The following is a 25,056-nucleotide window of genomic DNA, read 5'->3' as shown; positions in this document are numbered from 1 at the left end:
CCGCGCCATGCCCTTATCCACCTGGTTGACGTTCTTCCTGGCCTCCTGGGCCATTTCGTTCTCGCCTGGCGCGGGAGCGATCTCGGCGATGTCGTCCGGCCTGAAATACGGCTTCGCGCGCGGCTACTGGAACACGGCCGGCCTGATCATGGGCATCCTGTTCCAGTTCGTGGTGGTGGCGGTGGGCCTCGGTGCCGTGCTGGCCACGTCCGAAATGGCCTTCAACGTGGTCAAGTACCTCGGCGTGGCTTATCTGATTTACCTGGGCGTGCGCCAGATCCGCACGGACGCCGCGCCGGTCGCGGTGGACGCGGGCGATCCCAAGCGCGCCTCGATCCGTGAACTGGTCCTGCGCGGCTTCCTGATCAACACCATGAACCCCAAGGGCACGGTGTTCCTGCTGGCCGTGGTGCCGCAGTTCGTGGACACCTCGCTGCCGCTGGTGCCTCAGTACGCGGCCCTGGCCGGCACGCTGGCGTTCACCGACCTGGTGGCCATGGGCGTCTACACGCTGCTGGCGGCGCGCGTGCTGCGCCTGCTGCGTGACGCCAAGCATATTCGCTGGATGAACCGCACCTTCGGTTCGCTGTTCATCCTGGCAGGCGTGTTCCTGGCATCGTTCCGCCGCCATTCCTGAACCTACGCGCGGGGCATGCGCCGGCGACGGCGCATGCCCCGCGCCTTTTCATGCCCGATACCGGACCGCGCCGGGCGATACAGCGGCGCCAAGTAAAATCCTTCCGATCATGAACATCCCTCACGAAGTAGCGCGGCGCCGTACGTTCGCCATCATTTCCCACCCCGACGCGGGCAAGACGACACTGACCGAAAAGCTGTTGCTGTTCGCAGGCGCGATCCAGATCGCCGGCAGCGTCAAGGCGCGCAAGGCATCGCGCCATGCGTCATCCGACTGGATGGAAATCGAAAAGCAACGCGGCATTTCCGTGGCGTCCTCGGTGATGCAGATGGAATACCGCGATTGCGTCATCAATCTGCTCGACACCCCGGGGCACCAGGACTTCTCCGAAGACACCTACCGCGTGCTGACCGCCGTGGACGCCGCGCTCATGGTGATCGATGCCGCCAACGGCGTTGAACCTCAAACCATCCGCCTGCTGCAGGTCTGCCGGGCACGCAACACGCCCATCATCACGTTCATCAACAAGATGGACCGCGAAGTGCGCGAGCCGCTGGAGCTGCTGTCCGAGATCGAAGGCCACCTGGGCATGGACGCGGTGCCGTTCTCGTGGCCCGTCGGCATGGGCAAGGCGTTTGGCGGCGTGTTCGATATCCGCCGCGATCGCATGCGCGTGTTCCGCCCTGGGCAGGAACGCCGTTCCGACAACGACGACTTCATCGAAGGCCTGACCAATCCGGAAATCGCGCAGCGCTTCGGCTCGGCGTTCGAGCAGGCCAGCGGCGAGATCGAGCTCATCAACGAAGCCGCGCCCGCCTTCGACCGCGACCAATTCCTGGCCGGCAAGCAGACGCCCGTGTTCTTCGGCTCCGCCATCAACAACTTCGGCGTGCAGGAAGTGCTGGATGCGCTGGTAGAACAGGCGCCGCCCCCTGGCCCGCGCACGGCCATGCAGCGGGAAGTGCAGCCTGAAGAACCCAAGTTCACCGGCGTCGTGTTCAAAGTGCAGGCCAACATGGACCCGGCCCACCGCGACCGCGTTGCATTCGTGCGCGTCAGCTCGGGCCGCTTCGAGCGCGGCATGCGCCTGAAGGTCGCGCGCACCAACAAGGAAATGCGCCCCAACAACGTGGTGTCGTTCCTGTCGCAACGGCGCGAGCTCCTGGATGAGGCCTATGCCGGCGATGTGATCGGCATTCCCAACCACGGCGTGCTGCAGCTGGGCGACGTGCTGACCGAAGGCGAGACGCTGCAGTTCACCGGCCTGCCGTTCTTTGCCCCCGAGTTGTTCCAGGCGGTGGAAGTAAAGGATCCGCTGCGCACCAAGCAGTTGCGCACCGGCCTCACCCAATTGGGCGAGGAAGGCGCCATCCAGGTGTTCCGTCCCGAGGCGTCCGGCGGCTCCCTGCTGCTGGGCGCGGTCGGCCAACTGCAGTTCGAAGTGGTCGCCCACCGGCTGAAGACCGAGTACGGCGTGGACGCGCGAATGATGCCTTCCCGCTACACAATGGCACGTTGGATTACGTCTGAAAACCCCAAGGCGCTGCGCAAGTTCATGGATGCCAATGCCGCCCATATCGCCTATGATGTTGTGGATGCGGCGGCGTTTTTGATCGGTTCTCCCGCGCAGTTGCGCGTAGCCGAAGAACTGTATCCCGATGTGAAATTCCATGCCATGCGGGAGCACGGCGGCAAGGTTTTCGGAGACAAAGCGTAGACCCGTTCGGGTTCCGCACGGCAGATGAGGGTAGCAATGTCTTGGCGTTTCTTATTCGCAACGCTCCTGATCGCGCTTGGCGCGTCGGCCTGGGGCGGTATTCAATTGGGTGATTGGCTGGTGGCGCATGCGCCGGTGGCCGCGCCTGCTCCTGGCCAGGATGCCGCGGCTTCCCAGCAGCCCGTGCTGGATGCCAATGGCCGTCCTTATGTGGCCCAGCCTCCGCAACCGCGCATCGACGGTACCTTGGGCGTGCCCGACAAACCCGCCGACCGCGAATGGCAGGTCAATACCGTTTCGCTGTTCGACACCGTCAGCGATCCGTCGGTGAAGATCTCGCGGGACCGCATCAGCCCCGACCAGGCCCGCGAAATCGCGGCGGCTTCGCACGTGCCGCTACCCTCGGGCCCTTCGGATGTCAGCACGCTGGATCTGCAAGCGCCGGGCACGTCCACCGCCATCAACGGCGGCGGCCAGGTCCAGGCCAGTGGCTACGGCACGCCGCAAATGGTCCAGGCGCCGCCCCCCAACACCGCGCAGGCGCCTGGCGCCCTGGGCTGGCAAGATGCGCTCAAGCGTGAACTGGCGCATTGCGCCACGCAGGGCTTCTTCGAGCGCCCGTCGTGCTCTTGGGCCGCGCGCAACAAGTATTGCGGCCCCAACCGCGCCTGGGGCACCATGGCCGAGTGCCCGGCCCGCCCGCAATAAGGCCGGCCTGCGGCGCAACGCGCGCAACACCAAAAAAATGGCGCCCCGCGGGGCGCCATTTTTCATGACCGGAACATTACTCCGGCACGGACATCTGGCTTTGCAGGTAGTTCTGGATACCGACCTTGTCGATCAGGTCGATCTGCGTTTCCAGGTAGTCGATGTGCTCTTCAGTGTCGTCCAGGATATCCTGGAACAGATCACGCGAAACGTAATCTCGGACCGATTCGCAATGCGCGATGGCTTCCTTCACGGTCGCCTGGGCGCCTTGCTCCAGCTTCAGGTCACAAGCCAGCAATTCCGGCACGTCTTCGCCGATCAGCAGCTTGTGCAGGTCTTGCAGGTTGGGCAGGCCGTCCAGCATGAAGATGCGTTCGATCAGGCGATCCGCATGCTTCATTTCGCCGATGGATTCTTCGTACTCGTGCTTGCCCAGCTTGTCGAAACCCCAATGGTTCAGCATGCGGGCATGCAGGAAATACTGGTTGATGGCCGTCAGTTCGTTGGTCAGTTGCTTGTTCAGAAACTGGATGACGGTTTTGTCGCCTTTCATGATGGACTCCTTGCAGTCAGGCGCGACGCAGATGCATCGCGACAAAGGAGCGCACGATGCCGCGCGTACGCAACCCCGGCAGACTACCACCAGCCGGAGGGCCGCGCCTAGCCTTGCGCTGCATTTGGTAAACCGCTTTAGGACCACAAGAAGAAAGCGTTAGGAAAATGAGAATGAGTATGCGTGCGTGATACCTTGCATGCACTGCACAGCATCCATGCGGCCTGTGCGCGGGCAAGTCTGCGGATTGCGCCTCGGAATGCCGCGAGATCCGGCCCCAATCAGCGGCGGCGCCCGCCGGAAAGGGCGCGCGACACGCGCGGGCCCTTTCGTTGCAGATCGACAACTGCGCGGCAACGGTGCGGCAACTCCACGCTATGCAGCCCGCCGCGTCGCAAGCCAGATGCCGAATGCGATCGGCACGATGCCCAGCAAGTCCAGCCACGACACGTGTTCGCCCAACACCAGCCATCCGAACAGCAGCCCCAGTGGCGGCATCAGGAAGTGCAGCGCGCTGGCGGCCGTGGCGCTGGCACGGCCGAGAATCATGAACCACAGGTAGTAGCCGCCCATCGAGACCGCGACGATCATGTAGGCCATGCTCCAGAACAGGCTGGCGGTCATGCGCGCGTCGCCGATGCTCTCGTGCATCAGCGCAAAGGGCAGCAAGGCCGCGGCGCCCGCGAGCGACTGTATGCCCGTGGATGTCCATAAGCCCGAGGAGGGCTTCAGACGCTTGTAGAGCAGCGTGCCAGCCACCAGCGCCACCAGGCCTCCCGTCACCAGCAACGTGCCATGCAGGTCCTCCTGCATGCCCGACAGCCGCGAACGCAGCACCAGCGCCACTCCCGCCAATCCCAGGCACAGGCCGAGCAGCTTGCGCCAGCCCAGGCGCTCACCCAGTACCGGGCCTGCCAGCACGCCGATCAGCAGCGGGTTGGTGCTGATCAGCACCGCAGTGAATGCGGACGACACCGTTGTCATGCCTGACCAGCTCAGCCCCAGGTATAGAGCGTTGTTCAGCACGCCCAGCAGGATTAGCGCCACCAGATCGCGCCCGCCCGGCATTTTCCAGCGGCCGCTGGCCGCTGCCAGGCCCAGCATCAGGGCGCCCGCGATCAGGAAGCGGATGGTCAACAAGGTCAGCGGCGGACAGTCCCGCACCGCGATCTTGGCTGCCGCGAACGCCGAGCTCCAAAGAAAGCAGAAAGCCGCGATGGGAGCCCAGCTGATGCCCGGCGAGGCTGGGGCGGATATGGCGGTGGCAGACAGGGTCGAGGTGGCCTTCATGGGGGGAATCCGAGGTGGACGCGCTGCCGCAGTTGCGGCGGATGTAGGAATTCTGCGCGGCCCCTCATCCATTGACAAACTCTTTATTCGGATCGAAAGTATTTGAAAAATGAATGCATTGAGCACGCAGATGCCAGATCTCGACCTTTTGCACAGCTTCGTGTCCGTGGTGGACGCCGGCGGCTTCACGGCGGCCGGCGAACGGGTGCACCGCAGCCAGTCCACCGTCAGCCAGCAAATCCGCAAGCTCGAGGAAATCCTCGAATGCGCGCTGTTCATCCGTGAGGGTCGGCAGGTTTCGCTCACCGAGGATGGCGAGCGCCTGCTGGGCTATGCGCGGCGGATGTTGGCCCTATCAACCGAAGTCCGGGAAGCCGTCAGCGGGCGCAAGCGCGTGGACGTCATCCGGCTGGGCGTGCCGGACGATTTCGCGGCCGACAAGCTGACCATGGTGGTCGCGGAGTTCGCACGGTCCCGGCCGGGCGTGCGGCTATCGGTCCGCTGCGACCTGACCTCCGCGCTCACGCGCGCGCTGGAACGGGGCGACCTGGACGTCGCGCTGCTCAAGCGTGAGCCGGGCGCTGGCGCCGCCTTGGCCGCCTGGCCCGAACATTTGCATTGGATCTGCGGCCCCGGCCTGAACCTCGCACCGACCGAGCCGGTGCCGCTAGTGGCATTCCCGCAGGGCTGCATCTACCGCAACCGTGCCATCCACGCCCTGGAAGCCGCGGGCCGGCACTGGCGGATCGCCTACGAAAGCCCGAACCTCATGGGCTTGCAGGCTGCATTGACGGGGGGACTTGGGGTGGCACTGCTGGAGCGGCGTTGCCTCTTGCCGGACCATCGGATCATCGATGCAGGACTGCCACCGATACCGTCGACCGAACTGGCGCTATGCCTCGCCGACACGGTGCGCGAGCCTGCACGCCAATTGGCGATGACCGTCCGGGAGTTTTGCGAGAAAGAAGCAATGCGGCTCGCTGCGTGACGGCAGCGAGCCGGAGATAGACGACGATCCTCAGGCGGTAGCGACGAGGGGAATCGGGAAGCTGCTGTTGGCAGCGGGCGCGCCCGACTCGACCAGCGTGGCCGGAGGATTGACCGGAACGGCAATGGAGCGCACGTCGCACACGCTGGAGCAGCGGCCGCCTGGCAGGTATTCGGTAGCGGTAGCCGCACAGCAGCCGCAGCACGTGGCTACGCCCAGCTCGAATTGCAGGTCGGAAAGCGTCGTCGCGCCTGCGTCCACGCTAGCGCGGACTTGGCGTTCGGTGATGGCATTACATACGCAAATGTACATGAGAATAATTATCGAAAATTATTCTGCTACTGGCAAGCCCCGCGCGCAAATAAATTTGCAACCGAAGTGTCACGCAAGTCATTGAAAATAGGGACGAATTTCCGCTATTCCGTCCCTGATTTCCGAAGCATGCTCAACGGGCGGCCGCCTGGGCCTTGCGCAATGCCGCCGGGGCTATCCGCAGCGCTTCGCGGTACTTTGCCACCGTCCGACGGGCGATGACTATCCCCTGATCGGCCAGCTTTTGCATGATCTGGCTATCGGACAAAGGCTTGGCCCGGTTCTCCTCCGCCACCATCTGCCGGATGAAGGTCTGTATCGCCGTGGCCGAGGTGGCATCCCCGCCGTCCGTCGACACGCCCGTGCCAAAGAAGCGCTTGAGCTCCAACGTGCCAAACGGAGTGAGCATGTACTTCTGTGTTGTGGCCCGTGAAATCGTGGATTCGTGCAAACCGAGCTCGCCAGCGATGTCCTTCAGGATGAGCGGCCGCATGGCGGCAGGCCCCTGGCTGAAAAAAGCCGTCTGGTGCTGCACGATGGCCTGGGCTACGCGCAGGATGGTGTCGAAGCGCTGCTCCACATTGCGGATCATCCAGCGTGCCTGCTGCAGCTGCGATTGCAGCCCCGCGTGCGCGGATTCCTTTTGGTTCCCCAGCATCTGGGCGTAGAGCCCGTTAATCTGCAGCTTGGGCACGGCGGCGCTGTTCAGGGTCACCTGCCAGCCGCCGCGGGTCTTGCGCACGATGACGTCGGGCACGGCGTAGTCGGCCGCGGGCACGGTCCAGGCGCGCCCCGGACGCGGCTCCAGGCGCCGGATCAGCGCATGGGCCGAACGGAACGTGGCTTCATCGCAGCCCACGGCGGCGCACAGGCGCGCGGCGTTGCCCGTCGCCAACAGGGCCAGGTGCTGCGCGCAGATCTGGCGCGCACAGGCCAATACCGCGGCATCCGCCGCTTCAGGCAGGTGTTCCAGGTCCGGGTTGCGCAGCTGCAACAGCAGGCATTCCGCCATGTCGCGCGCGCCGATGCCTGGGGGATCGAAGGACTGGAGCAGCGACAGGGCCGCCTTCAGTTCATCCAGGTCCGGCTCCAGTTCCGCCGGCAACCAGTCCAGGATTTCCTCCAGCGGCGATCCCAGGTACCCGTTCTCGTCCAGTTCGTCGATCAGGAGGCCGGCCAGCGCGACGTCCCTCGGGGCGGCCCGCGTCAGCCCCAGTTGGCCCAGCAGATGCTCGCGCAGCGTGTCAGGGCGCGCGGCCTCGGGCCGGCTGGAGTCCTCGTCGGGATAGACGCCGCCGGAACCCGGCATCTCATCCACTGGCGTCTCGCGCTCAGCGGCGGGTTCGTCGTCCTGCACGGAGGATTCGCGGTCGGATTCCGCTGGCGCCTCGGCCGACGGCGCTTCGTCCTGGCGCTCCAGCAGCGGGTTCTCCGCCAGCACTTGCGAGATCTCGGCTTCGAGGTCGAGCGTGGACAGCTGCAACAATCGGATCGATTGCTGCAGTTGTGGCGTCAGCGTCAAATGCTGACCAGGTCGCAGTTCTAAAATTGGGCGGGTCATAGGTACAATATTTTGCATGATGAATCTGACTTCGCCCGCAAGCGTCCGCCAGGACTGCCGCCTGATCGGCCAGACCCTGCTCAAACTGGCGCTTCCTCGACTCATACTGCGTGCGATTGTCATCGCCGTCGCCCTGGTCGTCTGGTATCTGGCCGCCAACTGGATACTGAATTTCGGACGCACCGTGAACTACGAGTTCCTGCATTCCCTGGGCCAGCCGACCATGGACATGGTGCAGAAGGTCAACCCCTATATTTGGTGGGTGGTGGCCGGCATCTGGACCCTGATCGTGTTCTTCACGCTGCGCGCCTGGCTGTCCGCCAGCCTGGCTTCCGGCAGCGCCACGCCGGTCGAAACCAGCGTGCTGGCGGACCTGGCGCCCAACCTGTCCGAGGAGACCCTGGGCGTGCTGCGCTGGACGTGGGGCGACCGCCAGGAACCCTTTACGGTGGGCGATCTGCGCCGCGCCCTGTCTGAAATTCGCCACAATCGCGCCGGCAAGATCGCTATGGTTGCGGAACAGGCCCGCATCCTGGAATTGTCCGACCGCGCGCCGCGTGATCCTCGCGACGAAGTCCGCCGCGAAGCGCGCACTGAAGGCCGCACCGAACGTTATGTGGAACCGCGCATCGGTCCAGCCCGGTAAGTTCGTCCTCCCGCCTCCCAAACCAGGCCGCCCACGGGCGGCCTGTTTGTTTTGGTCCCTTGCCCCCATAGCGACGCGTAAGCCGAAGACTATCCAACCCCGTTTTTGCTGAATTTTCTTCAGCGAAATGGCCTACCTGCAGCCTGTATCTCACCCCCACACAAAAGAGCATTCAGTTGCGCTTGCGGCAAAAATATGTTTGACTAGCAACCTATGGCCGCTCACCGCACCCCCTTCGCGATTGCCACCGGACGCTTCGACGCTCCGGTCGCCGGCCTGCGCGCTCGTTCCTCCGCCATCGCGCTATCGCTATACCTACCGATCGGTTGCCGGGCCTAGTGTCCCCGTGGTAGCTCGGCAGCCACGCTTGCCACACGCGATTTCCCCCTTTTATCTCTGAATCCTGCCGGTCAATCACGGCAAATCCTGGCACAAGACCGCCATCCGGTCGCGCAGCCGCCGAGGGTAGTACTCCCGGGATTCAAAAGAAACCGATCGAGGTGTAGTAATGATGCTTGCCAACCCCGCTACCAAATACGTCCCCTTCGCGCCCTTTACCCGCGACTACTCCGAACGCACCTGGCCCAGCCGCCGCATCACCAAGGCGCCGATCTGGATGAGCACGGACCTGCGTGACGGCAACCAGGCCTTGATCGAACCGATGAGCGTCGAGCGCAAGCTCCGCTTCTTCGAGCAGTTGGTGAAGATCGGCTTCAAGGAAATCGAAGTGGGTTTCCCCTCGGCCTCCCAGACCGACTTCGATTTCGTGCGCAAGCTCATCGATGAAAAGCGCATCCCGGACGACGTCACCATCATCGTGCTGACCCAGTCGCGCGAAGACCTGATCAGCCGCACGGTGGAATCCGCCGCGGGTGCCAAGCAAGCCATCGTCCACTTGTACAACGCCTGCGCGCCGGCGTTCCGCAAGGTCGTGTTCAACATGAGCAAGGACGAAATCAAGAACATCGCCACCACCGGCACGCGCCTGGTGAAGCAGTACATGGCGCAGCATCCGGAAACGCAATGGCGCTACCAGTACTCGCCCGAAGTCTTCAGCACGACCGAACCCGAATTCGCGCTGGAAGTCTCCAACGCAGTGGCCGACGTATGGCAGCCCACGCCCGAGTGCAAGATGGTGTTGAACCTGCCCGCCACCATCGAAGCCACCAGCCCCAATCTGTACGCTGACCAGATCGAATGGATGCACAAGAATCTGGCGCGACGGGACAGCATCGTACTCAGCGTGCACCCGCACAATGACCGCGGCACCGCCGTGGCCGCCGCTGAATTCGCCGTGATGGCTGGCGCCGACCGCATCGAAGGCTGCCTCTTCGGCAGCGGCGAACGCACCGGCAACGTCGACCTCGTCACGCTGGCCTTGAACCTCTACACCCAAGGCGTGCATCCGGAACTGGACTTCTCGGACATCGATGAAGTGCGCCGCTGCGCCGAATACTGCAACCAATTGCCGGTCCACCCGCGCCATCCGTATGCGGGCGACTTGGTGTTTACCGCATTCTCGGGCTCGCATCAGGACGCGATCAAGAAGGGCTTTGCCCAACAGAAGGCCGACGCCGTCTGGGAAGTGCCGTACCTGCCCATCGATCCCGCCGACCTCGGCCGCAGCTACGATGCCGTCATCCGCGTGAACAGCCAATCGGGCAAGGGCGGCGTGTCGTACCTGCTCGAGCAGGAACATGGCCTGGTGTTGCCGCGCCGCCTGCAGATCGAGTTCAGCCGCGCCATCCAGCGCGTCACGGACGAGACCGGCCGCGAAGTCACCGCCGACGACGTGCACACGATCTTCAACCGCGAATACCTCGAACAGAAGTCGCCCTGGAAGCTGGTGCGCCACCGCATCGACGGCAATCCGGCTGCCGGCGAGGGCCAGCACTTCAGCATCGAAGCCGAACTGGAATACAACGGTGAACGCCGCATCGTGACGGGCAAGGGCGACGGCGCCATCTCGGCCTTCGTGGCAGCGCTGGACGTGCCCGTGCGCATCATGGACTACCACGAGCATGCCATCGGCACCGGCACCGACACCCGCGCCGCATCCTATGTGGAACTGCGTGTCGGCGAATCGAGCACCGGCTTCGGCGTGGGCATCGACCGCGACATCGTGACGGCCTCGTTCCAGGCCGTGCTGAGCGCCGTGAACCGCCACATCAATGCCGGCGCGGTGACCGCAACCGAGCAAGAAACCGCTGAGACCGCGTGATCTGCAACCCGGCGTTAAAAAAGCCAGCCTTATCGGGCTGGCTTTTTTCTTTGGGCGCGTGCCGCGCAAGCGCAGTCCACGCCCGCGCGCGGACGGCCGACGCTCAGCCGCGCGGCCAGATGTCGGAGGCGCCGATATCCGGCGCGGTGGCCGCCAGCAGCCGCTGATGGACCCATGCCGCCAGCGCCAGCGTCCGATGGTCGCTGTAGCGCGCGCCGACCAGTTGCAGCCCGACAGGCAGGCCTTGCGGGCCAGTGGCGAACGGCAGGCTCAGACTGGGATGGCCGAATACCGTCCAGGCACGCGAGAACTGCGGATCGCCCGTGCCCAGGTCGGCAAACGGCGCCTCGCCGCTCGCACTCGGCGCCAACAGCACATCGTATTTGTCGAACCAGGCATCCACGCGCGCGCGGGATTCGGCAACGCGCATCAGGTTTTTCTGGTGCTCTTCCGACGTAATCCGCGAGCCCGCTTCCAGGATGGCCTGGATCTTGGGGCTGAGCTGCGCCGCATGCTCCAGACGTTCATAGGCCAGGGCCTGCGACGCTTCGAACGCCATGATATCCGCATGCAGCTGCACCAGAACGCAGTGCTCGGGCGGCAGCGGCAATTCTTCGACCACGGCGCCGGCGCGCGACAGAATGGCCGCGGCCTGTGCGTAGGCCTCTTTGGTTTCGGGCAATGCATGCCGCCATTGCAGGCTGCGGTACATGCCGATGCGCGGCTTGCCGTCGTATGCGAGGTCCAGCATGCGGGGATCGCGCATCAGTACCGAAGCGAACAACGCCACGTCCGGCACCGAACGGGCAAAACCGCCGATGGTGTCCAGGGACTCGGCCAGGCTTTTGACGCCCGCGCGCGAAATACTGCCGAAGGTGGGTTTGAAGCCCACGATGCCGCAATAGGAAGCGGGCCGGATGATGGAAGCCGCGGTCTGCGTGCCCAACGCGAAGGGCACCATGTCGTCGGCCACCGCCGCGGCCGAGCCGCTGGACGAGCCGCCGGGCGAGTAGGCTTCGTTGCGCGGGTTGCGCGTGGGGCCCGCCTGATAAGTGGCGAATTCGGTCGTCACGGTCTTGCCGACGACGATCGCGCCTGCGCCGCGGCACAGCGCCACCGAGGCCGCGTCCAGGCCCGGATGGTGGCGTTCATAGATGGGCGAGCCGTAACGCGTGGGCAGGTCGACGGTGTCGAACAGGTCCTTCACGCCCATGGGCAGGCCATGCAGCACGCCACGCAGTGCGCCGCGATCCAGTTCCTGCGCGCGATCCAGCGCGGCCTGCTTTTGCAGCGCGGTCCAGGCATGGATGGTGCTTTCGCGTTGCTCGATGCGCGCAAAGCAGGCGCGCACCAGCTGCTCCGCGGTCAGTTCGCGCCGTTGCAGCTTGCGCGCGGCTTCCAGCGCGCCAAGTCTGTTCAAGGCAGTAGACATGGTCCTTTCCTCTTTACCGGTACCGCGCGTCTTGCACGGCAGCAAAATACGCACCCGGTCCCCTTTGACCGAGGATCCGCCGTTATGCGCGGCATATTGCCGCGCAGTCCGGTTGGACCGACTCCTGCCACTGTGCGCGTCGCGTCAATTAGGAAAAACACCAAAAAATCCGCATTTTCCCGGGAAAAAACGCGTGCCGCGCCATGGCGATTTATTGTTGCGTCGGTATCAGCATAGCGCAAACCCGTGCAACACAAAGGTCATATTTGTCGAGTAAGATGAAATCGTTTTCACGAAACCCGACAGCAATCCTGCCATGGCTTCGCGCTCGTCGCCCCGCTTTTCCATTATTGAAGTGGCCCGCAAGGCCGGGGTTTCCCCGGCGACGGTTTCGCGCGCGTTCAACCAGCCCGAGATCGTGCATCCCGACACACTCGCGCACATCCGCAACGTGGCAAAGCGCGCGGGCTTCCGACCCAATCGCGTGGGCCGCAGCCTGCGCTCGGGCAGCACGCGCACCATCGGCCTGATACTGCCCACGCTGTCCAATCCCGTGTTCGCTGAATGCTTCGAAGGCGCGGAGCGGCGCGCGCGGGAATCGGGCTATAGCGTCATGCTGACCGCCACCGGCTACGATCCCGCGGTGGAATCCGCGGCGGTCCAGGGCCTGATGGACCACCAGGTGGATGGCCTGATCCTGACGGTCGCGGACGCCGCCAAAAGCGCCACGCTGGACGACCTGGACCACGCCGGCATTCCCTACGTGCTGGTCTACAACGAGTCCGGCGCCCATCCCTTTGCGTCCGTCGACAATCGCGCGGCCGCCAGCGACATGGTGGCCCATCTGGCCGCGCTGGGCCACCGCCGCATCGCCCTGGTGACAGGCCCGCTGACCGCATCGGATCGCGCCCGCCGCCGCTTGACCGGCGCGCGTGCCTGCGCCAAGCGGCTGGGCCTGGATGACATCCAGCACATTTCCATGAGTTCGCACACAGGCAGCGACCTGGAGGCCCTAAAGGCCGCGCTGCGCGGCAAGCAGGCGCCCACCGCCCTGTTCTGCTCCAACGATCTGCTGGCAACCGCAGTCATCGCCGACCTGGTGGGTCTGGGGCTTTCCGTGCCCGCCGATATCTCGGTATGCGGATTCGACGGCATGCGCTTCGGCGCCTTGCTCACCCCGCCCCTGACCACCGTGGCCCAACCCAGCGACGGCATCGGGGAAACGGCTTGCTCGAATTTGCTGGCGCAGATACAAGGCCAGCCCCCACACTCGGACCGCCTGCCGCATTGCATCGTCGTCGGCGGCACCGCCGCGCCGGTGCGCCGTTAAGGCATATCCCTACAACAACCATTTTTCTTGTCTACGCGTCATGCTCATCGCACAAATCACCGACCTGCATATGCGCACCCCTGGCGACAAGGCCTACGGCATCATCGATCCCGCGGCCTTCCTGGCGCCGGCAGTGCGCGCGCTCAACGCCTTGACGCCGCGGCCCGACTGCGTGTTGATCACAGGCGACCTGACGGACCTGGGCCGTCCGCACGAATACCAGGCATTGCGGGACCACCTGCAAGCGCTGGAGATTCCCTATTTCCTGCTGCCCGGCAACCACGATGACCGCGCCCAGTTGCGCGCTGCCTTCCCTGACCATGGTTATCTGCAAGGGGAAGGACCGTTTATCCAGTACGCCATAGAAACCTATCCGCTGCGCATGCTGGCCTTGGACACCGTGGTGCCCATGAAGAGCCATGGCGAGCTCTGCCAGGACCGCCTGGACTGGCTGGCCGCCCGCCTGGCGGAACAACCTGAGCGCCCTACGTTGGTCTTGATGCACCACCCGCCGTTCCTGACCGGCATCGAGCACATGGACGCCATCGGCCTGCTGGCGGGCGCGCCTGAACTCGAACGCATCGTGGCGCGGTTTCCCAACGTGGAGCGCGTTCTTTGCGGCCACCTGCACCGCACGATATTCCAGCGCTTCGGCGGCACGATCGCATCCACCTGTCCGGGTACTGCGCATCAGCTCGCGCTGGAGCTGGGACCGCGCCCGACGCTGCAATACATCATGGAACCGCCGGGCTATCAGCTGCACTGGTGGCAGGGCAAGAACCTGGTCACGCATCATGCGGTCATTGGGGAATACCCCGGCCCATATCCTTTCGCCTGAGGCCATAGACTACGAAAGTTTGCCTTGCCATACATCCGTCATGTTTGCGCTGCACAATGAAAAGGTTTTCATAACAGGCAACAATGCGGATCTAACTATTAGATCTTCGAGACAGCATGTCATCCATCGTCCTGGATAACCTCACCAAACAGTACGGCAACGCCGCCGCGATCCACGGAGTGAGCTTTACGGTTCCCGCCGGCAGCTTCACGGTCCTGCTGGGACCGTCGGGCTGCGGAAAATCCACCACCTTGCGCATGATTGCCGGACTGGACACGCCGACCTCCGGCACCATACGCATCGGCGACCGCGACGTCACCCAGCTGCCGCCCGCCAAACGGCGCATCTCGATGGTGTTCCAGTCGTACGCCCTGTTTCCGCACTTGTCCGTACGCGAGAACATCCTGTTCGGGCTCAAGGTGCGCAAGGAGCCGGCGCGCGATTACGACCGCCGCCTGCAGCGCGTGGCGGGCCTGCTGGGCCTGAATCACCTGCTTGACCGCAAGCCCTCGCAGTTGTCGGGCGGACAGCAACAGCGCGTGGCGCTGGGCCGCGCCGTGATTTCCGAAGCGCCGGTCTGCCTGATGGACGAGCCGCTGTCCAACCTGGACGCGCAGCTGCGCCATGAAATGCGCCGCGAAATCCGCGCGTTGCAGCAGGACCTGGGCATCACCATGGTCTACGTGACGCACGACCAGACCGAAGCGATGAGCATGGCCGACCAGGTGGTGCTGCTGCGTGGTGGCAAGATCGAGCAGCACGACACGCCTGACGGCCTGTATGCGCGTCCCGCCACCGAATTCGCCGCGCGCTTCATCGGCACGCCTCCCATGAACCTGATCGGCCTGGCCCCTGCGCAGGGCGCCATGGTCATCGCGGGCACACAAAGCCCCGCCATCTCTGGCGCCCCCACAGGCGCCGTGAAACTGGGCGTGCGCCCCGAACACATCCGTATCGACGCCAACGGCATTCCCGCCACCGTGGAAAGCGTGGAGTACTTCGGCGCCGATTCCATTCTGGTGTGCCGCGTCGGCGACACCCGCGGCGTGGCCGTGCGCGTGGGCGGCCATCTGCGCGCCAGCGTGGGCGAAACACTGGGACTGTCCTGGCAAGACAGCCAGCAGCACTTCTTTGCCGCCGACACGGCGGTCATCAACTCCGCCGGCCGCTAGGGCCCGTACACAGGAAAGGAAACCAACATGCGTCGTACCGTACTGAAAACCCTGGCCGCCAGCCTGGCCGCCGCCTGCCTGTCGCTGCCCGCGCAGGCGCAGAATAAGCCCGTCGAAGTGGAGTTCTACTACCCCGTTGCGGTCGGCGGCCCGATCACCAAGATCGTCGACGACATGGTGGCGGATTTCCACAAGGAAAATCCGGACATCAAGATCAAGCCGATCTACGCCGGCTCCTACCAGGACTCCATCGCCAAGGCGCTGACCGCGCTCAAGGGCGGCACGCCGCCGCAGCTGGCGGTGCTGCTGTCCACCGACATGTTCACGCTGATCGACGAGGACGCCATCGTTCCGATCGACAGCCTGGCCAAGAGCGACGCCGATAAGAAGTGGCTGGGCGGCTTCTATGACGCCTTCATGCAGAACAGCCGTACCGGCGGCCACACCTGGGGCGTGCCGTTCCAGCGTTCGACCATCGTCATGTACTACAACAAGGACCTGTTCAAGGCCGCCGGGCTGGATCCCGAACGCGCGCCGGCGACCTGGGCCGAACTGGTCGACTATGGCAAGAAGCTGACCAAGCAGGATGCTTCCGGCAACACGACGCAATGGGGCATCGAGATTCCGTCGGGCGGCGCGTTCGCCTATTGGCTGTTCCAGGCGCTGACCACTCCGAACGGCGCGATCCTGATGAACGAAGCCGGCAACGAGGTCTACCTGGACAAGCCGGCCGTGGTGGAAGCCGCGCAGTTCTGGCGCGACCTGTCCGCCAAACACAAGATCATGCCGACCGGCACCATCGATTGGGGCACCACGCCCAAGGACTTCCTGGAAAAGAAGGCCGCCATCGTCTGGACCACGACCGGCAACCTGACCAACATCCGCAAGAACGCCGACTTCCCCTTCGGCGTGGCAATGATGCCGCAGCAAAAGCGCGGCGGCAGCCCCACCGGCGGCGGCAACTTCTACATCTTCAAGAGCGGCACGCCGGCGCAGCAGCAGGCCGCGCTGAAGTTCGCGCAATGGGTCACCACGCCCGAGCGCGCCGCGGACTGGAGCATCGCCACCGGTTACGTGGCCGTGACCCCGGCCGCCTGGCAGACCGAAAAGATGAAGAAGTACGCGCAGGAAGTACCGGCCGCCGCGGTCGCGCGCGACCAGCTGGAAGTCAGCGTGGCGGAGTTCTCCACGCATGAAAACCAGCGCGTCACCAAGACCCTGAACGACGCCCTGCAAGCCGCCCTGACCGGTTCCAAGACGCCGCAGCAGGCCCTGACCGACGCGCAACGCGAGGCCGATCGCATACTGCGTCCCTACAAGTAAACAGGCCGTAAGCACGATGAGCCGCTCTTTAAACGCGCTTTATGGCTGGCTGCTGTTGCTGCCAGCCATCGTGCTGCTCGCCGCCTTCACGCATTACCCGGCGGTGGCGACGCTATGGCACAGCTTTTTCTCCACCCCCAAGGGCGCGCGCCCCGCGCGCTTCGTGGGGCTGGACAACTACGCCGTCATGCGCGATGACCCGGTGTTCTGGCAATCGCTATGGAACAACCTGTGGTTCGCGCTGGGCACCATCCCCACCTCGATCGGCATCGCGCTGATCATGGCGCTATGGGTGAATCGCAACCTGCGCGGACGCGGTTTCCTGCGCATGGCCTATTTCACGCCCACGGTGCTGCCCATGGTGGCGGTGGCCAATATCTGGCTGTTCTTCTACACGCCGCAGTACGGGCTGATTGCGCAGGTGATGCAGCTGTTCGGCTCGCCCGGCCCCAACTGGCTGGGCAACCGCGAGACCGCATTGCCCGCGCTGATGCTGGTGACGGTCTGGAAGGAAGCCGGCTTCTTCATGATCTTCTACCTGGCTGCGCTGCAGACGGTATCGCCGTCGCTACGCGAGGCCGCGATGCTCGAGGGCGCATCGCGCTGGCAGTATTTCCGCCGCATCCTGTGGCCGCTGCTGATGCCCACCACGCTCTTTGTGCTGATCAACGCCCTGATCAACGCATTCCGGCTGGTGGACCATGTGGTGGTCATGACGCGGGGCGGGCCCGATAACGCCAGCACGCTGCTGCTGTACTACATCTACCAGGTGGGTTTCAGTTTCTGGGACACGGCTTACGCCGCCACGCTGACCGTCGTGTTGCTGGTGGTGCTGGCGCTGACCGCGCTGATCAAGTTCCGCTGGCTGGACCGCAGGACGCACTATCAATGAAAGACAAGCTCGATACCCTGGGCGCCTGGGCGCTCGGTCTCTTGTGGATCCTGCCCCTGGCTTATGCCATGTGGGCGGCGTTCCATCCGCCCGCCTATGCGACCCGCTTCGACCTGTTCGCGCCGCTGACGCTGGACAACTTCGTGCGCGCCTGGCACGCGGCGCCGTTCCCGCGCTATTTCCTCAACACCTTCCTGCTGGTCACCATGGTGCTGGCGGCGCAACTGGTGCTGTCGACCCTGGCCGGCTACGCCTTCGCGCGCTTCGAGTTCCGCGGCCGCGACTTCGTCTTCATGCTGGTGCTGCTGCAGCTGATGATCATGCCGGACGTGCTGCTGGTGGAAAACTACCGCTCCATGAGCCAACTGGGCATCCGCGACACCGTGTTCGCCATCGGCCTGCCGTACTTTGCGTCGGCCTTCGGCATCTTCCTGCTGCGCCAGACCTTCAAGACGGTGCCGCGCGAACTGGAAGAGGCCGCCCGCATGGAAGGCGCCAACGCCCTGCAGGTCCTGTGGAAGGTGTATGTACCGCTCGCCAAGCCGATATACGTGGCCTACGGGCTGGTGTCGGTCAGCCACCATTGGAACAACTTCCTGTGGCCGCTGATCATCACCAATTCGGTCGAATCGCGGCCGTTGACGGTGGGGCTGCAGGTGTTCTCGTCGACCGACCAGGGCATCGACTGGTCGGTCATCACCGCGGCCACGCTGATGTCGGCCGCGCCGCTCCTGATCGCCTTCCTGCTGTTCCAGCGCCAGTTTGTGCAGTCGTTTATGCGCGCAGGCATCCGCTAGAACGCACGGACGGGATCGGCCCAAATGAATACTGCCCCTTCCGGGGCAGTATTTTTTTGAAATGAGCCCTGGTTGCTCAGTAGCCTACGGTCAGCCCAGGCAGATCCACGGTAATGCGCGGGCGCTCCAGCGCCAGCGCCAGGTGCTCCGCGAACTCGCGGGCTTCCTTTTCGTCGGAGGAGAGGGTCTCGTAGCCCAGGGCATCGGCCACGCCCAGCACCTTGTCCAGCAGCAGGACCTTGCCGCTGGGACGCAACGGCTCGCAACCCAGCGTTTCCCAGGCGCTGTCGAACCAGTCGCGCGCGTCGCTCTGGCGCTGCGGCGAGGGCTCGACGCTGGCCGAGAGGTCGAGCGAACGGCGGGAGTCGAAAACGATGGTGATATCGCTGCGCATGTTGTGATTCCTTGGGGGTGGCGTCAGCCGAGTAGGGTAGGCAAAAAACACCGGGCAGATTGTCCGCCCGGCGACATTGGGCTCGCCGGCTTACCAGCCGCGCGACACCTCCCAGGTGACTTCAGCGTTTGCCGCCAAGGATTGGCGCATCATGTCCAGCAGGGGGAAGGCGCGTTCCTTCAGGCCCACCATGCGGGCCATGGGCGATGCCGGGGCCTTGTCGTCGTCTTCTTCCTCGGTGCCGTCATGGGCGGTCTGGTAGTCCTCGATCGCGCGTTCGATGCCGCTGATGGCCGGCCCCAGTTGCTCGACGGTGAAAACGCCGCGTTCCGGGATCTTGTCCTTGAACGACTTGCCCGCCGCCTGCAGCAACGCGCCAGCATGGTCGGTCAGCATCAGAACCTCGGCCACGACCTTGGAATGAAAGGTGATCAGCATATTCCAGTCTCCCACATTGATTACTTACATACACTACCGCAACACCCGGGGGCTGCCAACTGGCCTGGGGAACCGGGTCCGACGGCCGTCGTGATCCGTCCCCAAGACCAGCCGGCGCCGGGCGTCGGGCTTGGGTCCGGGCCGGATCAAAGGCCAAATCAAGCTATCATTCAGGAGATTCCCGTGACAGCGGGGCCTGACTCGGCCATGAATCCGCGGCCATGAATCCGGCACGCGCGGTCCGCCCGGCCATGCCGCCCCCTGTCCGCTCCGCCCGACAGGCTTGACCTGTGCGGGCGCGTCCGTCACTAACTCAGAACTTCTCCAGACGCCCATGCTCCTCGAGCAACAAAAACAGCTTATCTCCCTGATCCAGGCCGCCGTCGCGCAAAGCCTGCCCGATGCCCAGGCCGATACGGCCCGGGCCAACGTGCTTCTGGAGCGCCCCAAGGTCGCCGCCCACGGCGACGTCGCCACCAACGTGGCCATGCAACTGGCCAAGCCCGCCCGCCGCAACCCGCGTGAACTGGCCCAGGCCATCGTCGACGCCTTGATGGCGCAGCCTGGCGCCGTCGACCTCATCGAGGCCGCCGAGATCGCCGGCCCTGGCTTCATCAATCTGCGCATCACCCCCGCCGCGCGCCAGGCCGTCATCGCCGCCGTGGCCGAGCAGGGCGCCGCTTTCGGCCGCTCGCCGCGCAACGGCGAGAAGATCCTGGTCGAGTTCGTGTCGGCCAATCCCACCGGCCCGCTGCACGTGGGCCACGCCCGCCAGGCTGCGCTTGGGGACGCCATCTGCCGCCTGTACGACGCCATCGGCTGGGACGTCACGCGCGAGTTCTATTACAACGACGCCGGCAACCAGATCCAGAACCTGGCCATCAGCGTGCAAGCCCGCGCCCGCGGCCTGACGACCGATTCCCCCGACTGGCCCGCCGACGGTTACAAGGGCGATTACATCGCCGATATCGCGCGCGATTTCCAAGCCCGCGCGACCATCCAGTCCGACGGCGTGGCCGTCACCGCCACGGGCGATGTCGACAACCTCGAAGACATCCGCGTCTTCGCCGTGGCCTATCTGCGCCGCGAGCAGGATCTGGACCTGCAGGCCTTCGGCCTGGCGTTCGACAATTACTACCTGGAAAGCTCGCTCTACACCTCCGGCCGGGTCGAAGCGACCGTCAAGGCGCTGATCGCCGGCGGCCATACCTACGAGGAAGGCGGCGCCCTGTGGCTGCGCACCACCGAACTGGGCACGGGCGACGACAAAGATCGCGTCATGAGGAAGAGCGAAGGCGGCTACACCTACTTCGTGCCTGACGTGGCCTATCACAAGGCCAAATGGGAACGGGGCTTTCACCGCGCCGTGAACATCCAGGGCAGCGACCACCACGGCACCGTGGCGCGCGTGCGCGCCGGCCTGCAGGCGCTGGAAGAGGGTATTCCCAAGGACTACCCCGCCTACGTGCTGCACAAAATGGTCAAAGTCATGCGGGGCGGCGAAGAGGTCAAGATCTCCAAGCGCGCCGGCAGCTATGTGACCATGCGCGACCTGATCGACTGGGTGGGCCGCGACGCGGTGCGCTACTTCCTGATCCAGCGCCGCGCCGACACGGAATTCGTGTTCGACGTGGACCTGGCACTGTCCAAGAGCGACGAGAACCCCGTCTATTACATCCAGTATGCGCACGCCCGCATCTGCTCGGTGGTGAACAACGCCGCCATGCCGGCCGCCGACGTGGCCCAGGCCGATGCCGCGCTGCTGACCGCGCCGACCGAATTCGCGCTGATGCAGCGCCTGGCCGAATTCCCCAGCGTCGTGGCGCTGGCGGCGCAGGATCTGTCGCCGCACCATATCGCGTTCTGGCTGCGCGACTGCGCCTCGGATTTCCATGCCTGGTACAACGCTGAACGCGTGCTGGTCGACGACACGGCCCTGAAGCTGGCGCGTCTGCGCCTGGCCTCGACCACGCGCCAGGTGCTGGCCAACGGCCTGGAACTGTTGGGCGTGTCCGCGCCCGAGCGGATGTAACATCGGTTCATGGCAACCAAGCGCAAAACCACCCGCCGGTCCTCCGGCGAAAGCGGCAGCACCCTGTACGGCGCGCTGGCCGGCTTGCTCCTCGGCCTCATCGTGGCCGCCGTCGTCGCCTTCTACGTCACCAAGGCTCCCGTGCCATTCGTCGACCGGGCCAGCCGCCAGGGCGACAACGGCAAGCTGCCCGACCCGCGCCAGGCGCCGGACCCCAATGCCGGCCTGTACGGCCGCGCTGGCGCCGCCGGCGTCCCGTCCACCGGCCCGACCGCCACCGCGCCCGCGCCGCTGCCGGGTGCAGGCACCGGCCCGGCCACGGCTCCCACCGTCTCCAAGGGTGATGACACGCCCGCCAAACTGGACGACCTGGGCGCGCTGATCGCTACCCTGCCCAGCACCAGGGCGCCTGCCGTGGCCTCCGCGCCGCCTGCCGCCGCGCCCAGCCAGGCGCCTACGCCGATCTCCAAGTCCGCCCCCGCCGCGGCGCCCGCGCCTGCCCCCAAGCCGGCGGCCACCGCGTCCGCGGCCAACGGCACGTACTACCTGCAGGCCGGCGCGTTCCGGGGTGAAAACGATGCGGAATCCCTCAAGGCCCGCATCATCCTGCTGGGCCTGCCGGTGGCCGTGCAAAAAGCCGAAGTGAACGGCAAGCCCATCAACCGGGTCAGGGTGGGGCCGTTCGCGCGCCTGGACGACATGAATCGCGCCCGCGGCCGCCTGGGCGAAAACAAGATCGAGACCGCCGTGGTGCGCCAGTAATGCGCGCCGCCACGGACACGAGCATTGAACTTATCCGGCCCTGGGTCGGTCTGTAACTTTTTACTCAGGAACCTCTCATCCATGCTGTCCCCCAAGATAATCCGCATCCTGGCCGCGGCCGCGCTGACCGCCACGGCATTCTTCAGCCCGGCAAGCCACGCGCAAGGCGCGCAGCAATTCGTGCCCATCAATCCGCCCCTGCCGTCGGATACCCCGGGCAAGATCGAGGTCCTGGAATTCTTTGCCTACACCTGCCCGCACTGCGCCGCCATGGAACCCATGGTTGAGGACTGGGCCAAGACCGCGCCCCCGGACGTGGTGCTCAAGCAAGTGCCGATCGCCTTCAACGCCGGCATGAAGCCGCTGCAGCAGCTCTACTACACCCTGCTGGCCCTGGACCGCCCCGACCTGCACGCCAAGGTCTTCACCGCCATCCACGGCGAGCACAAGCGCCTGTTCGACAAGAAGGCGATGGGCGAATGGATCGCGACCCAGGGCGTGGACCGCGAGAAATTCGACTCGGTCTTCGACTCGTTCAGCGTGCAGACGCAGGTACAGCGCGCCAACCAGCTGGCCGATGCCTACCGCATCGACGGCACCCCGTCGTTTGCCGTCGGCGGCAAGTTCATGACCTCGCCGGTCATGGCCGGCAACAGCTACGAGGGCGCGCTCAAGGAAGTGAGCCGCCTGATCCCGATGGCGCGCAACTGACACGCTGCAACCGGAATCCGCAACGCCCCGAGCCGCCAGGCCGGGGCGTTTTTATTTGGAGCCCCGGCCAGGGCCCGCGCTACACTTTCCCCACAACAAATCGCCGCGACAGCGGCACACAATGGGTGGAAGACAAATGAAGCAGCGATTCCCGCGCAGCCGCGCGATGCTGAGCCTGTGCCTGGCCGTGGCCGCCAGCCTGGCCCAAGCCAATGAAGCCGATGGCGTGAAGATCGGCGTACTCACGGACATGGCGGGCGTCACCGCCGACGCCACGGGCAAGGGTTCTGTCGAAGCCGCCCGCCTGGCCATCGAGGAAATGGGCGGCACCCTGCTGGGCAAGCCCATTTCCCTGGTCTCTGGCGATCACCAGCACCGGCCCGACATCGGCAGCGGCATGGCCCGCAAGTGGTACGACACCGACGGCGTGGACGTGATCGTGGACGTGCCCAACTCGTCGGTCGCGCTGGCGGTGCAGGGTATCGCACGCGAAAAGAAAAAGATCGTGCTGTTCTCCAGCCCCGGCACCACCGCGCTGACCCAGGCGCAGTGCTCGCCCTATGGCGTGCAATGGACCTACACCACGTACGCGCTATCGCGCGGCACGGCGACGGCAGTAGTCAACGAGGGCAATAAGCGCTGGTTCATCCTGGCCTCCGACTACGCTTTCGGCAAGCAATTGGCAGCCGACACCGAAACCGTGGTCAAGGCCAATGGCGGCGAGGTCGTCGGCACCGTCTTCCATCCCCTGAACGCATCCGACTTCGCGTCCTTCCTGCTGCAGGCGCAAGCCTCCAAGGCGCAGATCATCGCCATCGCCAATGCGGGTGGCGACACGATTTCGGCCATCAAGCAGGCGGCGGAATTCGGCATCGGCGGCGCACAGCAGCTGGCCGCCATGCTGCTGCTGATCACCGACGTGCACAGCCTGGGCCTGTCGGCTGCGCAGAAGACCTACCTGACCGTTCCATCCTACTGGGACATGAACGAAGGAACGCGCGCGTTCGCCAAGAAATTCGAGGCCCGCGTGGGGCGTCCGCCGACCTTTTTGCAGGCCGGCGTCTACGGCTCGGTGCGCCATTATCTGCAAGCCGTAAAGGCCGCCGGTACGGTGGACGCCGATGCCGTCATGGCAAAGATGAAGTCGCTGCCCATCGACGACCCCTTCAGCCTGAATGCGCGCATCCGCGAAGACGGCCTGGTGGTGCGCGACATGATGCTGGCGCAGGTGAAGACGCCGGAGCAGTCCAAGGCGCCCTGGGATTACTACAACATCGTACGCAACATTCCCGGCGCCACGCTGGCCTGGCCCTTGTCGGAAAGCCAATGCCCGCTGGTCAAGCCATGACGCAGCCGGTGACGCTGGCCGACTTCGGCAGCTTCTACGCGGGAGGCCGGCAGGTGCGCATCGGCGGCCTCCCGGTGCGCGACATCGCGTTCACGCAAAGCGCGTCGCTCGCCTATGACCCGAACGGCCTGTATCACTTCGAGCAAGCCTACGTGCAGTACTTCATCCCCGCCCGGCTGGCGCATCCGCTACCCATCGTGCTGCTGCATGGCGGCGGCATGACGGGCGCAATGTGGGAGCAGACCCCCGACGGCCGGCCCGGCTGGATGCAGCATTTCTTGCGCCAGGGGCATGCGGTGTACGTGGTGGACAACGTCGAGCGCGGGCGCGCGGGCTGGGCTCCTTTCAAGGAAGTCTGGCCCGAGCCGCCCATCATCCGCAATGCCGAGGAAAGCTGGACGCTGTTCCGCTTCGGGCGCGCCGAGGACTACCCGGCGCGCCATCCCTTTGCGGGCCTGCGCTTTCCGATCGATGCGTTCGACAGCTTCATCCGCCTTGCGGTGCCACGCTGGTTGGGCAACAACGATGCTGCATTACGGGGATTCTGCGCGGTGCTGGAACGCGTCGGACCATGCCTGGTAATGGCGCACAGCCACGGTGGCGAGGTCGCCTATCGCGCGCTGCAGGCACGGCCCGATCTGGTGCGCGGCGTCATCGGCATCGAGCCGTCGGGCTTCTCGTCCGAGGTGGCGGCTGGCGCCGTGGCCGACAAGCCCTTCCTGTTTGTCTATGGCGACTACCTGGACGCAACGCCGCTTTGGGAGAAGCTGTGCGCCACCGGCCAAGCCTATGCAGACGAGCTGGCGCGGCAGGGCGCGCGCGTGGAAACATGGCGTCTGGCGGACATGGGCATTGCCGGCAATTCGCACATGCCCATGATGGACGACAACAGCGACGATATCGCCGCCCGCATCGGCGCCTGGATACGCGGCGCGGCGGCCTGAGCGCGCCGCG

General features: G+C 65.1%; 24 protein-coding genes. 17 read left to right on the top strand and 7 right to left on the bottom strand.

Features of this window, described 5'->3' with window-relative positions:
- Positions 1–7 precede the first annotated feature (7 nt).
- The 3 genes from CEY08_RS06425 (at position 8) to CEY08_RS06415 (ending at position 3,062) form a co-directional block, all read left to right on the top strand.
- Positions 8–637 carry a LysE family translocator gene (locus CEY08_RS06425; RefSeq protein ID WP_042797460.1) on the top strand — a complete coding sequence of 210 codons (630 nt, stop codon included), beginning with the start codon at positions 8–10 and terminating at the stop codon, positions 635–637.
- A gap of 109 nt (positions 638–746) precedes the next feature.
- Entirely contained in the window at positions 747–2,354 is a 1,608-nt protein-coding gene (locus CEY08_RS06420; RefSeq protein WP_042795739.1) for a peptide chain release factor 3, read from the top strand.
- A gap of 24 nt (positions 2,355–2,378) precedes the next feature.
- A complete protein-coding gene (locus tag CEY08_RS06415; protein WP_170946311.1) occupies positions 2,379–3,062 on the top strand; it encodes a hypothetical protein in 684 nt (227 codons plus the stop codon).
- Positions 3,063–3,138: 76 nt separating this feature from the next.
- Here CEY08_RS06415 and bfr read toward each other — a convergent pair whose 3' ends face one another.
- Complete coding sequence (gene bfr, locus CEY08_RS06410; protein ID WP_042795741.1) at positions 3,139–3,615, bottom strand: bacterioferritin; 477 nt, start codon at positions 3,613–3,615, stop codon at positions 3,139–3,141.
- 375 nt (positions 3,616–3,990) lie between these two features.
- Complete coding sequence (locus CEY08_RS06405) at positions 3,991–4,905, bottom strand: DMT family transporter (RefSeq protein ID WP_042795742.1); 915 nt, start codon at positions 4,903–4,905, stop codon at positions 3,991–3,993.
- Between the two features lie 130 nt (positions 4,906–5,035).
- Between CEY08_RS06405 and CEY08_RS06400 the strand changes: the two genes are divergently transcribed.
- Positions 5,036–5,893 carry a LysR substrate-binding domain-containing protein gene (locus CEY08_RS06400; protein WP_042795744.1) on the top strand — a complete coding sequence of 286 codons (858 nt, stop codon included), beginning with the start codon at positions 5,036–5,038 and terminating at the stop codon, positions 5,891–5,893.
- A 30-nt stretch (positions 5,894–5,923) separates the two neighbouring features.
- On the opposite strand, the gene CEY08_RS06395 is transcribed toward CEY08_RS06400, so the two are convergent.
- Both CEY08_RS06395 and rpoN read right to left on the bottom strand, forming a co-directional pair.
- Positions 5,924–6,205: a (2Fe-2S)-binding protein gene (locus CEY08_RS06395; RefSeq protein ID WP_042795745.1), complete on the bottom strand. Its 282-nt coding sequence runs from the start codon at positions 6,203–6,205 to the stop codon at positions 5,924–5,926.
- A gap of 133 nt (positions 6,206–6,338) precedes the next feature.
- On the bottom strand, positions 6,339–7,766 hold the full coding sequence (gene rpoN, locus CEY08_RS06390; RefSeq protein ID WP_456298154.1) for an RNA polymerase factor sigma-54: 1,428 nt from the start codon (positions 7,764–7,766) through the stop codon (positions 6,339–6,341).
- 16 nt (positions 7,767–7,782) lie between these two features.
- Between rpoN and CEY08_RS06385 the strand changes: the two genes are divergently transcribed.
- A complete protein-coding gene (locus CEY08_RS06385; protein WP_042795747.1) occupies positions 7,783–8,412 on the top strand; it encodes a hypothetical protein in 630 nt (209 codons plus the stop codon).
- 508 nt (positions 8,413–8,920) lie between these two features.
- The gene (gene leuA, locus CEY08_RS06380; protein ID WP_042795748.1) at positions 8,921–10,633 is read left to right on the top strand and encodes a 2-isopropylmalate synthase; all 1,713 of its coding nucleotides are present in this window, start codon (positions 8,921–8,923) and stop codon (positions 10,631–10,633) included.
- Positions 10,634–10,736: 103 nt separating this feature from the next.
- Here leuA and CEY08_RS06375 read toward each other — a convergent pair whose 3' ends face one another.
- Positions 10,737–12,065: an amidase gene (locus tag CEY08_RS06375; protein ID WP_042795749.1), complete on the bottom strand. Its 1,329-nt coding sequence runs from the start codon at positions 12,063–12,065 to the stop codon at positions 10,737–10,739.
- 316 nt (positions 12,066–12,381) lie between these two features.
- Here CEY08_RS06375 and CEY08_RS06370 point away from each other — a divergent pair, with 316 nt between their 5' ends.
- The 6 genes from CEY08_RS06370 (at position 12,382) to CEY08_RS06345 (ending at position 18,417) form a co-directional block, all read left to right on the top strand.
- Positions 12,382–13,395: a LacI family DNA-binding transcriptional regulator gene (locus tag CEY08_RS06370; RefSeq protein WP_042795750.1), complete on the top strand. Its 1,014-nt coding sequence runs from the start codon at positions 12,382–12,384 to the stop codon at positions 13,393–13,395.
- A gap of 40 nt (positions 13,396–13,435) precedes the next feature.
- The gene (locus tag CEY08_RS06365) at positions 13,436–14,233 is read left to right on the top strand and encodes a phosphodiesterase (RefSeq protein WP_063639188.1); all 798 of its coding nucleotides are present in this window, start codon (positions 13,436–13,438) and stop codon (positions 14,231–14,233) included.
- A gap of 116 nt (positions 14,234–14,349) precedes the next feature.
- The gene (locus CEY08_RS06360; RefSeq protein WP_042795752.1) at positions 14,350–15,405 is read left to right on the top strand and encodes an ABC transporter ATP-binding protein; all 1,056 of its coding nucleotides are present in this window, start codon (positions 14,350–14,352) and stop codon (positions 15,403–15,405) included.
- A gap of 27 nt (positions 15,406–15,432) precedes the next feature.
- Entirely contained in the window at positions 15,433–16,728 is a 1,296-nt protein-coding gene (locus CEY08_RS06355) for an ABC transporter substrate-binding protein (protein WP_042795753.1), read from the top strand.
- A 16-nt stretch (positions 16,729–16,744) separates the two neighbouring features.
- Positions 16,745–17,620, top strand: coding sequence for a carbohydrate ABC transporter permease (locus CEY08_RS06350; RefSeq protein ID WP_063639187.1), 876 nt, complete (start codon positions 16,745–16,747; stop codon positions 17,618–17,620).
- Complete coding sequence (locus tag CEY08_RS06345) at positions 17,617–18,417, top strand: carbohydrate ABC transporter permease (protein ID WP_042795754.1); 801 nt, start codon at positions 17,617–17,619, stop codon at positions 18,415–18,417. Before CEY08_RS06350 ends, CEY08_RS06345 begins: the two co-directional genes overlap by 4 nt.
- 76 nt (positions 18,418–18,493) lie before the next feature.
- Here CEY08_RS06345 and CEY08_RS06340 read toward each other — a convergent pair whose 3' ends face one another.
- Both CEY08_RS06340 and CEY08_RS06335 read right to left on the bottom strand, forming a co-directional pair.
- Positions 18,494–18,811 carry a hypothetical protein gene (locus CEY08_RS06340; RefSeq protein ID WP_042795755.1) on the bottom strand — a complete coding sequence of 106 codons (318 nt, stop codon included), beginning with the start codon at positions 18,809–18,811 and terminating at the stop codon, positions 18,494–18,496.
- Between the two features lie 90 nt (positions 18,812–18,901).
- On the bottom strand, positions 18,902–19,249 hold the full coding sequence (locus CEY08_RS06335) for a DUF1840 domain-containing protein (protein ID WP_042795756.1): 348 nt from the start codon (positions 19,247–19,249) through the stop codon (positions 18,902–18,904).
- Between the two features lie 334 nt (positions 19,250–19,583).
- Between CEY08_RS06335 and argS the strand changes: the two genes are divergently transcribed.
- From argS to CEY08_RS06310, 5 genes are all read left to right on the top strand, one after another.
- Complete coding sequence (gene argS, locus CEY08_RS06330) at positions 19,584–21,281, top strand: arginine--tRNA ligase (RefSeq protein ID WP_042795757.1); 1,698 nt, start codon at positions 19,584–19,586, stop codon at positions 21,279–21,281.
- Positions 21,282–21,290: 9 nt separating this feature from the next.
- Positions 21,291–22,043 carry an SPOR domain-containing protein gene (locus CEY08_RS06325; RefSeq protein WP_076816966.1) on the top strand — a complete coding sequence of 251 codons (753 nt, stop codon included), beginning with the start codon at positions 21,291–21,293 and terminating at the stop codon, positions 22,041–22,043.
- 81 nt (positions 22,044–22,124) lie between these two features.
- On the top strand, positions 22,125–22,754 hold the full coding sequence (locus CEY08_RS06320; RefSeq protein WP_042795759.1) for a thiol:disulfide interchange protein DsbA/DsbL: 630 nt from the start codon (positions 22,125–22,127) through the stop codon (positions 22,752–22,754).
- Between the two features lie 136 nt (positions 22,755–22,890).
- Positions 22,891–24,102 (top strand): ABC transporter substrate-binding protein, encoded by a 1,212-nt coding sequence (locus tag CEY08_RS06315; RefSeq protein WP_076816964.1) that lies wholly within the window; start codon positions 22,891–22,893, stop codon positions 24,100–24,102.
- A complete protein-coding gene (locus CEY08_RS06310) occupies positions 24,081–25,046 on the top strand; it encodes an alpha/beta hydrolase (protein WP_076816962.1) in 966 nt (321 codons plus the stop codon). The genes CEY08_RS06315 and CEY08_RS06310 overlap by 22 nt, the downstream gene beginning before the upstream one ends.
- Positions 25,047–25,056 lie beyond the last annotated feature (10 nt).

Source organism: Achromobacter insolitus, assembly GCF_002209555.1.
In the GTDB taxonomy this organism is placed as follows: domain Bacteria; phylum Pseudomonadota; class Gammaproteobacteria; order Burkholderiales; family Burkholderiaceae_B; genus Achromobacter; species Achromobacter insolitus.
This window is presented reverse-complemented; position numbering and strand designations above follow the sequence as displayed.